9 protein-coding genes are annotated in these 12,183 nt (G+C 65.0%); 2 read left to right on the top strand and 7 right to left on the bottom strand.

Annotated features, from left to right (window positions below; all coding sequences use genetic code 11):
- Nucleotides 1–114: 114 nt before the first annotated feature.
- Nucleotides 115–1,137 carry a ketol-acid reductoisomerase gene (ilvC, locus tag JF290_RS06330; protein ID WP_199023930.1) on the top strand — a complete coding sequence of 341 codons (1,023 nt, stop codon included), beginning with the start codon at nt 115–117 and terminating at the stop codon, nt 1,135–1,137.
- 91 nt (nt 1,138–1,228) lie between these two features.
- Nucleotides 1,229–2,143, top strand: a complete 915-nt coding sequence (locus JF290_RS06325) for a DMT family transporter (RefSeq protein WP_233155167.1) — start codon at nt 1,229–1,231, stop codon at nt 2,141–2,143.
- 61 nt (nt 2,144–2,204) lie between these two features.
- Here the strand turns inward: JF290_RS06325 and JF290_RS06320 are convergent, their stop codons facing one another.
- The 7 genes from JF290_RS06320 to JF290_RS06290 form a co-directional block, all read right to left on the bottom strand.
- Entirely contained in the window at nt 2,205–3,749 is a 1,545-nt protein-coding gene (locus tag JF290_RS06320; protein ID WP_199023928.1) for a hypothetical protein, read from the bottom strand.
- 107 nt (nt 3,750–3,856) lie between these two features.
- Complete coding sequence (gene glmM / locus JF290_RS06315; RefSeq protein ID WP_199023926.1) at nt 3,857–5,218, bottom strand: phosphoglucosamine mutase; 1,362 nt, start codon at nt 5,216–5,218, stop codon at nt 3,857–3,859.
- Nucleotides 5,219–5,221: 3 nt separating this feature from the next.
- A complete protein-coding gene (folP, locus tag JF290_RS06310) occupies nt 5,222–6,226 on the bottom strand; it encodes a dihydropteroate synthase (RefSeq protein ID WP_199023924.1) in 1,005 nt (334 codons plus the stop codon).
- Nucleotides 6,223–7,143, bottom strand: coding sequence for a dihydroneopterin aldolase (locus tag JF290_RS06305; RefSeq protein ID WP_199023923.1), 921 nt, complete (start codon nt 7,141–7,143; stop codon nt 6,223–6,225). Before JF290_RS06305 ends, folP begins: the two co-directional genes overlap by 4 nt.
- A 99-nt stretch (nt 7,144–7,242) precedes the next feature.
- A complete protein-coding gene (locus tag JF290_RS06300; protein WP_199023921.1) occupies nt 7,243–8,619 on the bottom strand; it encodes a multicopper oxidase family protein in 1,377 nt (458 codons plus the stop codon).
- A 98-nt stretch (nt 8,620–8,717) separates the two neighbouring features.
- Entirely contained in the window at nt 8,718–9,383 is a 666-nt protein-coding gene (locus JF290_RS06295) for a cell wall hydrolase (RefSeq protein WP_199023920.1), read from the bottom strand.
- Nucleotides 9,384–9,548: 165 nt separating this feature from the next.
- Nucleotides 9,549–12,149, bottom strand: a complete 2,601-nt coding sequence (locus JF290_RS06290) for a putative PEP-binding protein (RefSeq protein WP_199023918.1) — start codon at nt 12,147–12,149, stop codon at nt 9,549–9,551.
- Between the last annotated feature and the right edge of the window lie 34 nt (nt 12,150–12,183).

The raw sequence follows: 12,183 nt of genomic DNA, 5'->3' as shown, positions 1-12,183 counted from the left end.
ACGAATGAATAATCCGGAAACTGCACGAGAACTTTGTATTTGTCCACTCCCACGCAGACGGATTCCGGGCTACACCCGTCGTCAGTTTACACTCTGACCGGAAGGGAAAGACAGATGCGGGTCTATTACGATCGCGATTGCGACATCAACCTGATCAAGGACAAGAAAGTGGCCATCCTGGGCTATGGCAGCCAGGGGCATGCGCATGCGCTGAACCTGCGCGATTCAGGTGCCAAGAACCTCGTCGTGGCGCTGCGCGACGGGTCGGCCAGCGCGGCCAAGGCCGAGGGCGAGGGCCTGAAGGTCATGGGAATTGCCGAAGCGGCAGCCTGGGCGGACCTCATCATGTTCACCATGCCCGATGAATTGCAGGCCGAGACCTATCGCCAATACGTGCATGACAACATCCGCGAGGGCGCGGCGATCGCCTTTGCCCACGGTCTGAACGTGCATTTCGGACTGATCGAGCCCAAGCCGGGCGTCGATGTCATCATGATGGCCCCCAAGGGTCCGGGGCACACGGTGCGCGGCGAATACACCAAGGGCGGCGGTGTGCCCTGCCTCGTGGCGGTGCACAATGACGCGTCGGGCAAGGCGCTGGAAATCGGCCTGTCCTATTGTTCCGCCATCGGCGGTGGCCGGTCGGGCATCATCGAGACCAATTTCCGCGAAGAATGCGAGACTGACCTGTTCGGGGAGCAGGCGGTTTTGTGTGGCGGTCTGGTCGAACTGATCCGGATGGGGTTCGAAACGCTGGTCGAGGCGGGATACGCGCCCGAGATGGCCTATTTCGAGTGCCTGCACGAGGTGAAGCTGATCGTCGATCTGATCTATGAGGGCGGTATCGCCAACATGAACTATTCGATCAGCAACACGGCGGAGTATGGTGAATATGTCAGCGGGCCGCGCGTGCTGCCCTATGACGAGACCAAGGCGCGGATGAAGGCGATCTTGACCGACATCCAGACCGGCAAGTTCGTGCGCGATTTCATGACCGAGAACGCGGTCGGGCAGCCGTTCTTCAAGGGCACGCGCCGCTTGAACGACGAACACCAGATCGAACAGGTCGGCGAGACCCTGCGCGGCATGATGCCGTGGATTTCCGCCGGCAAGATGGTGGACAAGGCGAAGAACTGACGCCAAGCACGGTCCAAGCGCCGTGCCACCGTGACGCGACGGACCCCGGCCACCATGCCGGGGTCTTTTCATCTTGAGGTCCAGAACCGCCATGCAGTCCCCCGACATCACGAGATCCAGCTGGATCATGATCATGATCCTCGGCTTTACTTGGGGCGGGACATTCCTGGTGATCGAGCTGGCATTGGAGGGGATCACCCCGTTTTGGCTTGCGGCCTACCGGATCGGGTTCGGGGCGCTCCTGACCACGCTGGTCTGGCGGATGCGCGGTGGCGCGCTATTCGCCGAACGGCCGGGCGCTGAGGTGCGCGTCAACCTCGTAGCCGTGGCAGCGGCGAGTTCGGCCCTGCCCTTCATGCTGATCTCCTGGGGTCAGCAATACGTTACCGCAGGGTTCACCGGGGTCTCGATGGCCAGCGTCGCGCTGATCGTGCTGCCACTGGCGCATTTCCTGGTGCCGGGCGAGCGGATCACCTGGCGGCGGGCTCTGGGGTTCGTGATCGGCTTTGCCGGCGTGGTGATCCTGATCGGCGGGCAGGCCTTCGAAAGCACTGGTGTGGCGCTGGAACTGCCCGGACGCATGGCCTGCGTCGCCGCGGCAAGCTGCTACGCGGTGAGTTCGATCCTGATGCGGCGGCTGCCTCAGGTCGATCCGGTTGGGCTGGCGGCGGTGCTTCTGCTGATCGGCTCTGCGATGGTGATTCCGATGGCGCTGTTGGTCGAAGGACCGCCGCCCCCGGTCGACACTCGAACCTTGTGGGTGCTGGCATTTCTTGGGTTGGTCCCGACGGCGGCGATGAACCTTCTGAGGGTGCAGGTGGTGCGCACGGCCGGACCTGTGTTCATGAGCCTCGTGAACTACATGGTGCCAGTCTGGGCGGTGACCTTGGGCGCAGTGCTGCTGGGCGAGCCGTTGCCGCCGTCGCTGCTCTGGGCGATGCTGCTGATCCTGGTCGGTGTCGCGCTGAGCCAGTTCGGCGCGTTGAGCCGTCTGTTCCGCCGCTAGTTCATCGACCTGACGCGGTTGGTCGAAGCGCCATCACCGCGGCAGAGGAGAATGCTGGCCGTCAACGGGCCCTGGACGCCGTATCGGCAGACGTCGTCATGTCAACATCCACAAGGTTTCGGCCGGGCCGGTAACGCTCCATGACCGAAACTGCAGCGGCCTCCCACAACCGTTGGGCATCCCTGAAATCAGGTGATGTCGCGGCCTTCTTCTGGCCGAATGCCTCTCGCGGCACTCCCGCTTCTTCGGCGATCCGTCTCGGGATCGGCCGATCGTAGGTGCCGCCGATACTGAACGGCTTCATTTCGGGGCTCACCGACAGCTTGGCGATATCCCGTTGCGACATGGAGCTGGCGACGATCGGTGGATAATGCGCGTAACCGACTCTCAAACGAAACTCTGTCGTGCTCTTGGCAAACCGAATGCTGACCGGGATGCCAAGTTGGCCATCACATGCGATATCCCATGATCCATCCCCCCCGACACCCGACAGAAGCGTCCGGTTTTCCAAGGCCTCTTCGAACGATGCAAAAGTGACGTCGTCACCGATCCCGGCGGTCGCGATAAACTCCTTTGCAACGTCGAAATCCACCTGTGCGACATCCATGACCAGACCATCCACGACGCTTCCTGCGACATGATCAAACGAGCGCAAGTTCATTCCAAGCGCCTGAGCAACGGCAGTACCGGAATCATCATGCCCGTAAACGGTGACACCAAGCGTGATCGCGTCCTCGCATCCGCATTCCTTGGCAATCGCCGCGACGCCCACGGAGTCGTAACCGGTCGACACGGTTGCAACTGGCGGAAGTTGGATCTTACGGCCTGGATGCATCGCGTTTTCGAAAACCCGGCGGGTCGTGTCGACCAGAAAAGAGTGGTATTCTTGGTAGTCCCTGTAGGAACGACCGAAGAAATCCTTTTCGAAGGTCACAGCGCCATCAGAACTGATCCGGAAATTCGCGTAGAACAGCCGGTAGAGAACATAGTTGTCGTCTTCGGCCACGACCGGATCATACCTATGAACCCCCTGCGCGGTAGCTGTGTGGGTCGTGTCAACAAGTTTATCGGCAATCGACTTGAAGAATGCTTCATCGGGATTGATCCCGGACCGGGCGAGGCAAAAGCAGATGGAGTTCGATATGATGTCCACGCCGTCCGACTTGCGCCTCAGAATGAACGTGAATTCGCGGCCGTCTTTGCGCTGGATGAAGCACGGCAGGCCCGTGCCAAGAACCACGCCGGATCCAAAGGAGATCGAGGTAATCACGGAGCTCAAATCCGCAAAATCTCCGGGCCAGACACCTTCGAAAAAACCGTTCCGAAAGACCTCGACCGACCGTCCGATCTCAAACCTGTAGGCGCTTCCCTTGCGCTCGCAAATCCAAGCCAATTGCGGGATATCGGCGTTCATTCGTACTGAAACGTCCACGGCCTCAACTTGGCTCTGGCTGACGTCTCCAAACACGCGCTCGATTTCGCGAAGGCCCTCTATGAAAGCTTTTCGCTCGTCTTCATTTGACGCCGAAAGGTTGTCTCGACGTTGTCTTGCCAGCGATCTCCGCTCTTTCCATGCTGCCAACTTCCTCTTGATCTTTCGGATCACCAACTCTTCCTTCAATCGTGTGGCGCCATGCGCCTCTGTCAAGCGCGCCGACAGTCCCTTGGGTCATGCGACCGGCTTGGGCTTCCGGAGCGGATATGGCAACAGCATCAGCCTGCTGGCGAGCCCGAGTCGACAGCCTGCGCCACCGCATCGACAACGCTGTCCACGGTGCGTTCTAGCAGGGTTACGTCCTCGCATTCGGCCATAACGCGGATCAGGGGTTCGGTGCCGGACTTGCGGATCAGGAGGCGCCCCTGCCCGGCCAGCGCGGATTCCGCGTCTGCGATAGCGCTCTGAACAGGCAGCATGTCGAGCGGCGCCTGGTCGGCTGCGAACCGCACATTCTTCAGAAGCTGCGGCACCGGGTCGAACTGGCGCGCCAGGGCGCTGGCTGGCTGGCCCCCGCGAACCATCTCGGACAGAAAATGAAGGCCGGCCATCAGCCCATCGCCAGTGGTGGCGTAATCCGTCATGACGATGTGGCCGGATTGCTCACCCCCGAGATTAAAGCCGCCCTCGCGCATCCGTTCGACCACGTAGCGGTCGCCGACTCCGGTGCGTTCTAGTCTGAGACCTCGCTCGGAGAGGTATCGCTCCAGTCCGAGATTGGACATGACGGTCGCGACCAGCGCACCGCCGGCGAGCCGGTCCTCAGCCGCCCAACGGCCCGCGAGCAGTGCCATCAGTTGATCACCATCGGCGACGGCGCCGGTCTCGTCGATGAGAATCACCCGGTCGGCGTCGCCATCGAGGCAAATCCCAACGTCGGCACCATGGGCAATCACGGTTTCGGCGGCGATGCGCGGCTGGGTGGAGCCGCACTCGCGGTTGATGTTGAACCCGTCGGGCGCGACCCCCACCGGGATCACGTCGGCGCCGAGTTCCCACAGGATCTCGGGGGCGGCGCGGTAGGCCGCGCCGTTGGCGCAGTCGATCACCACCTTCAGCCCGTCGAGCCGCAGATCGCGCGGCAGAGAGGATTTCACCCGTTCTCCATACCGGAACCGGGCGTCGTCGATCCGCTTGGCGCGGCCGATGTTTGCGGCGTCGGCGGGATCGACCCCGGCATGGATCAGCGCCTCGATCTCGGCTTCCATCTGGTCGGACAACTTGAAACCGTCGGGACCGAAGAACTTGATGCCGTTGTCCTCGGCCGGATTATGGCTGGCCGAGATCATCACGCCAAGGTCGGCGCGCATCGAACGGGTCATCAGGCCCACGGCCGGTGTCGGCACCGGGCCGAGCAACAGCACGTTCATGCCTGTGCTGGTCAGGCCCGCGGTCAGCGCGTTTTCGAACATGTAGCCCGACAGGCGGGTATCCTTGCCGATCACGACGCGGTGCACCCCCCCGGCCTCGCGGCGGAAATAACGCCCGACCGCCGCGCCGATGCGCAGCGCCATGTCGGCGGTCATGGGCGCGACATTGGCCCGGCCCCGCACGCCATCGGTTCCGAAAAGTTCACGCATTGCCTATCCCCGTCTCACCGCCGTCCAGAGCCGCACCGCTTGCGCAGTTTCGGCCACATCATGCACCCGCAGGATTTGCACACCCTGATCCAGTCCCGCAAGCCCCACCGCGATTGAGCCGGGTGCGCGCGCCGCCGGGTCGGGCGCCTGACCGATCGCACCAATGAAGCGCTTGCGCGACACGCCCAACAGGATGGCGCAGCCGAGGCCGTGAAAAAGGCTGATGTTCCGCAGCAGCCGCAGGTTGTGCTCTTGGGTCTTGCCGAAGCCGATGCCGGGGTCGACCACGATCGCGGCGCGCGTCACTCCCGCCGCTTCAAGCCTGTCGACCTGCAACGCCAGCGCATCGTAGACGTCCAGCAACACGTCGTCATAGGTCGGATTGTCCTGCATGGTCGCGGGGTCGCCCTGGGCGTGCATCACGCAGACCGGCGCGCCGCGCGCGGCACAGAGCGGGGCCAGGTCGGCATCGAAAGTGAAACCCGACACGTCGTTGACCAATGTCGCCCCCGCGTCCAGCGCGGCGCGCGCGACCGCAGCCTTGCGGGTGTCGATCGAGATCGGCGCGTCGGTTTCGTGACGCAGAGCGGCGATCACCGGCGCGATGCGGGCGATCTCCTCGTCGATCGGAACCTCGAGCGCGCCGGGTCGGGTGGATTCGCCGCCGATGTCGATCATCGTGGCTCCCGCCTCGATCATCGCGAGGGCCGCCGCGTGGGCGCGCGTCGCATCGTCATGCAGGCCGCCATCGGAGAAACTGTCGGGCGTGACGTTGAGGATGCCCATGATCTGCGGCGGGCCCATGTCGCAGCCGGCAACGGGCGCGCGCGGTGCAGTCAGTCGCGCAAGTTGGTCTTCGGGCACTTGAGCGGCTGAAACGATGCGCGGCGGCGCATCGCGGCTCAGCCGTTCGGCATGCGTGAACCAGAACGGACCGCCTGCCAGCGGTACCGCGCCCGGCGCGCGCGCCGTGCCGTGCTGCACAAGCGGTCGAAAGACGGCGCTCACAGAGTCGCCTGCTCCACAGGGACGCCGCGCAGCGGCACGCCGGGGTCCGGGGGCAGATCGGCGCCGATCACCAGCATTTCCTCGGCCGCGAAGGTGGCGGCGAACCAGGCCGCCAGCGCGACCGCGTCCGAAGGCGCGGCGGAAGGACCATCGACCGCGTCGAGCACGATCTTGGACGGCGCCCAGACGCAGATCTGGCCGTTCTTCATCGCCCAGTCGAGCTCGGTCCGCGTGGCGACCACCTTGCAGCGCAAATCCCGCGCCGCCAGCGCCCAGGCATTCTGCTCGATGGCGAGCAGGTCGATGCGGCGCTGGGTCATCCTGTGGCCGGTCATCGGACGGGGCTGATCATGGGCCCCAACGCACAGCACCAACGGACGGTCTCCGGCGATGATCTGGTCGATCCAGCCGGAGAGGTTCTCGGACGCGATGGCGGCGTTCGACAGATAGACGAGACGCGGATGGGGGCGGTCGTCGTCGTGATCGTGTGGCTCGACCTGGTCGCGGCCGCGCACGATCTCGACCCCCAGCGCGCCGGGGCCGCGGTCGAGCTTTTCGATGCGCACGAAAACGCGCATCGCCTGCGGCTCGAGCAGGATTCGTTCTGCAACGCGCTCGGCGAGTGTTTCCAGCAGGTTCAGCCGCTCCTCGGACAGTTCATGGCCGATGGCCTCGGTCACGCGGTCATAGGAGAGGATGCGGTCGACATCATCGTCGATCGGCCCGGTGAGCGGCTGCACCTCGACCACGACATTGAAACAGATACGCTGGGTGGTGCCGCGTTCGGCCTGAAAGGCTCCGATCTCGACCTCGACAACGTGGTCGCGCAGCGAGATCCGGTCCAACGGCACGTCCCGTGAGGTGGCCTCGGCGCGTTCGGACGGGTGCGCGAACGCGAGGCGGACTTCTGAGCTCATGGGGCCGGGCCTTTGTGCTGGGGAACCGGGAACGTTGGCGGCCCTGTTAACAGGTCCAGCAGCGGCAATCCAGTGTCACGCCCCTAGACAGGTTCAGGGTCAGGACACGTTGAACCAGGTCATCATCCCGGCTGCCGCGTGGCCCAGCATGTGGCAATGCAGCAGCCATTTGCCCGGATTATCGGCATGCAAAGCGATCTGGCGGGTTTGCCCCTGCGGCACCAGCAGGGTGTCCCGCCAGGGCCCGAGTGCCCCAGTGTCGGCGATGGCACGGAAATGGTGCCCGTGCAGGTGCATCGCGTGGGGAAAGGCGGTGTCGTTGACCATCGCGATTCGCGCCGTTTCGCCCCGCGCAATGTCGATGAACGGGTCTGCCGGACGATCGACGATCCCGTTCAGCGCCCAGAACTTGCCGCGTTCGGCCAGTTCGCGCGGCTGAAGCAAGGTCGCGCCAAGCATCGAAGGCGGCAGACCACGCATCGCGCCGCCCTGCATCGTGAGCGTGTGCAGCGGCGCGCTGGCCGGATCGGAGAGCGCGGGCAGCGGGTTGGGCGGCAGCGCATCCGGCGCAGGACGGCGCGATGCGCCCCCTGCCCCGATGGCAAAGCGCATGAGACCGTAGCCGCCGTCGCGTTCGAGGCTGAGCAGATCGGCGGTCTCGCCCGATGTCGCGGTCACGTCCACGATCAGATCGGCGCGCTGCGCCGGAGCGAGCGAAAAGGCGCCGGTGATCGGCAGCGGCGTGTCCAGCGGCATGCCGTCGAGCGCAACGATCCAACCTTCAAGCCCGGAGAGGCCGACCTCGAACACCCGCGCGTTCGCGACGTTGATCAGCCGCAGCCGCAGCCGGTCGCCCGCGCGAACCGTCTGCTCCGGGTCGAACCGCCCGTTCACGGTGGTCAGATTGCCGATCCGGCCGGCATGGCTGAGGTCGTGAAAACTGTCGAAATCGTCCGTAATCTGCAGTGTCGCGGGATCGAGCCGCCAGTCGTCAATCGCCAGCGGCAGGTCGTGGTCGACATCGGGCGCTTCGGCCTCCTCGACCACCAGCGCCCCATAGAGGCCACGGGCAACCTGTTCGACGCTGCGGTTGTGGGAGTGATACCAGTAGGTCCCGGCGTCCGGCACCGTGAAATCATAGTCGAAGGAGGCTCCCGGCGCGACCGCAGGTTGGGTCAGGCCCGGCACGCCGTCCATCGCGTTGTCGATGCGGATGCCGTGCCAATGCACGGCGGTGGGCTGGGGCAAATCGTTGACAAGTCGCCGGCGCAGACGTGTCCCTTGCGCCAGGCGGATCAGCGGGCCCGGGACCGCGCCGTCATACCCCCAGACAGGGGTGGGCGCAAAATCAGAAGGGGCCAGTTGCTGAACGCCCTCCCGCGCGTTCAGAACCGGCCCCGGTTCGGCCATCGACGCGCGCGGCAGACACGAGAATGCCGCGGCGGAGGCCAGCATGTCGCGTCGTGTCAGGGTCATGACGGTTCTCCTCTGCACGAAAGATAGAACGCGCACCCTGTTCCGTCACCCCTCGGTCGAACGCGACCGTTCGGTTTGTTCGTTGGGGGCTGAGCCCCTCAATCGTTGCTCGCCGTCCGATAGGTATGGCGATAGAAGACATGCACGCCGATCCGCGCCGTCTGCTTGTAGACATTGGCCCAGGACGGGCGCACGGAAACGGTGTGATAATGCGTCGCGCCGCCGGTCAGATCATCCGTGAGGCCGTCCATCGCGGCGCGGGCGACCTTGGAGACACGCTCGAACGCCTTGGGTTCGGCGATCACTTCCCTGCGGCCATCGCAGGTGTAGGTGAACTGGCATTGATACTTGCGCCCGGTGCCCTGCTTGATGACCCCGCAAAGCGAATTGGGGAAGCGGCCGCTCTTGACACGGTTCAGGATCACCTCGGCCACCGCGAACTGTCCCTTGACGGTTTCCCCGCGCGCCTCGAAGTAGAGCGCCTCGGACAGGCAGCGCCACTGGTCGCCGCCAACCGGTGACGGCCGGGAATCGAGCCACGCCTTGGTGAAAGCGGGTCGAACCGGGTCGGCCTCGGCCTTTGCCCTGTCCTTGGTTTCAGGCGGTCGGAACAGGTTCTTCAGAAACGGAGCGAAGGTGTTTTCGGGCGCCGTAACGCTCGCCTCCTCCAGCGGATCGCTCCGCGAGGTGTCGGCTGTGGCAGAGCCGACGAGTGATAATGACGTACTCAAAAAAACCGCCGATGCGGCCAGAATTCTCTTCATGACATCCCCCAAAGAATGGTCCGCGCCGGACCCTCCCGCGACAAGCGCAGGGGTGCGCATAGCCAAGAAATCCGGAAACGTCCAGTTTCAGGGAAAAATCAAGGGCGAACCGCGGTCAAAGCGGCGTTTTTCCGCCAATTTTTTGTGTCAGACCTGCCGCTATATCTAGTCAGTTTCATCCTCTTGACCTGATATCTGGTGTCCGATCGCCAGATGTGCGGCCGCAAGGCGGGCGACGGGCACCCGAAACGGGGAACACGAGACATAGTCGAATCCGGCCGACCTACAGAAGGCAATCGATTCGGGATTGCCGCCATGTTCGCCGCAGATCGACAGGGTGATTCCCGAGTTGGTCTGCCGTCCCCGCTCGGCCCCGAGCTTCAGCAGTTCGCCGACGCCCTCGGTGTCCAGAACATGGAACGGATCCTCCGGGAAAACACCCTGGTTGACGTAGTCCGACATGAAGCGGCCCGCATCGTCGCGCGACAGGCCGTAGGCCATCTGGGTCAGGTCGTTGGTGCCGAAGCTGAGAAAGGAGGTGAGGTGGGAGAACTCGCCGGCGCGCAGACAGGCGCGTGGGGTTTCGACCATCACCCCGAGCCGGAAATCGAACCCACGGCCCTGTTCGGAGCGCACGGCAGCGGCGACTGCATCGACCCGGCGTTTCACCAGTTCGACCTCGCGCTTGGCCGAAACCAGCGGGATCATGATCTCGGGCACCACCGGGTCGCCTTCCTCGCTGGCCTTCAGCGTCGCCTCGAAAATCGCCCGGGCCTGCATGTCATAGATTTCCGGCACGGTGACTCCAAGACGGACGCCGCGCAGCCCGAGCATGGGGTTGTACTCCTCCATCGCCTCGATCCGACGGATCACGTCGCTCACCGGCAGGCCGAGTGCCTCGGCCAGTTCACGCTGTCCGCCCCGCGTCGCGGGCAGGAATTCGTGCAGCGGCGGGTCGAACAGGCGGATGCAGACCGGCTGACCCTGCATGATGCGGAAGAGTTGGGTGAAATCCTCACGCTGCATGGGCAGCAGACGTTCCAGCACCGCCGCGCGGTCGGCGGACGTTTCGGCGAAGATCATCTCGCGCATGACGGTGAGGCGTCCGGGTTCGAAGAACATGTGCTCGGTGCGGCAAAGGCCGATGCCCTGCGCGTTGAAATTGCGCGCGGTCTGTGCGTCGGCGGGGCTGTCTGCGTTCGCACGCACCCCGATGTCGCTGAAATCCTCGGCCCAGCCCATCAGGGTCTGGAACGAGTCGTCGAGCGCCGCTTCGAGCATTTCGGGCTCTCCGGCAAGGACCTGCCCCGTAGTACCGTCCAGCGTGATGATGTCGCCGGCCTTCAGCACCCGGCCATCGGCCGCGATGACCTGGTTCTTGCCGGTCAGGAATTTCATCGACGACGCCCCGACGATGCAGGGCAAACCCAGGCCACGCCCGATCACGGCCGCGTGGCTGGTAATGCCGCCGCGTTCGGTCAGGACACCGGCGGCGGCGTGCATGCCACGGATATCTTCGGGCGAGGTTTCGCGGCGCACGAGAATGCAGGCTTCGCGGCGCGCGGCCGCCGCCTGGGCATCGGCCGAGGTGAACACGATGCGCCCGGTGGCCGCACCGGGGCTGGCGGCGATCCCGCGGCCCAGTAGGTCGCGGCGCGCCCGGGGCGCGACCTGTCGGTGCAGCAATTCGTTCAGCGCATGTGGCTCGATGCGCATCACCGCCTCCTGCGGGGTGATGATGCCATCCTGCGCCAGTTGCACCGCGATGCGCACCGCCGCACGCCCACTCCGCGCCACGCGCACGCCGTCAAGGATGTGCACCTGGCCGTTCTCGATGACGAATTCGAGCTGCATCTCCTCGCGGAGTTTCTCGCGCATGAGCGAGGCGTGTCGTTTGAGCGCGGTGAACGCGTCCGGCGCCACGTCCTGCAGCGAGGGGCCGCGCGCGTCTTTCTCGAGGAACAGCGCCGCTGTCCCCGCGCCGAGCGCCTCGCGACCCTGGCTCTGGCTCAGGTATCGGCCGGTGATCTGCGGCAGGCCGGTAACCGGATCGATCAGCTGCAGTACACCCGAGCCGCATTCGCCCTGCCCCACACCGGGAATCATCTCCTGAACGACGAGACCCAGCCCGGCATCGGCCGGCGCGCCCTTGGCCTGGCGCAACAGCCGCGCCGACGTGCCCTCCCAGGCGCGCGCCATCGAGCGCAGAACGCCGGCAAGCTGGTCGGCGGGGTCCTGTGGGAAGGGTTCCTCGGTCTCGGTCTCATAGGCGTGCAGCGTCGCCTTGAGACCGCTTGCGCCGTCCTCGGCGATGTCGTCGAACATGTCGGGGTCGAGCCGCGCGACATGGATCGCGTAGGATTGCACGAAGCGCAGGTAGAGCGCGGCGGCGGCCTCGCGGCCCAGGCTGGCGCAGAGATCGGCGTGGCGGGCATCGTTCATGCCGATGTTCAGAACCGCACCAGGGCCGCCCCAATCGGGGTCCTCGGAGGACGGGCGCACGCAAAGCAGCGTTTCGGGAGAGAATTCGCCGAGGATGGCGCTGATATCCGGCAGGTCGCCCTGGGCGATCCGGTGCACCGCGTCGAAGGACAGCGCCACCGTGCGCGGCACCGGCAGATCGAGCCGCACAAGGCGCTGCAGGCACTTGGCGCGCCCGCCATGGGTGGCGGCGGTCACCGGCGCGGTGGGCGTGATCAGCGTGGTGTGCGGATTGTTCTGCAAGGGCTGCCCCTGGTTTCGGCGCGGCGCGCGCCGGCACGTCATTGACGCGGTGCACCATAGACCCGGCGCGGCGCGG

Origin of the sequence: Sedimentitalea arenosa, assembly GCF_016428585.1 — a bacterium.
Classification (GTDB): domain Bacteria; phylum Pseudomonadota; class Alphaproteobacteria; order Rhodobacterales; family Rhodobacteraceae; genus Sedimentitalea; species Sedimentitalea arenosa.
This window is presented reverse-complemented; position numbering and strand designations above follow the sequence as displayed.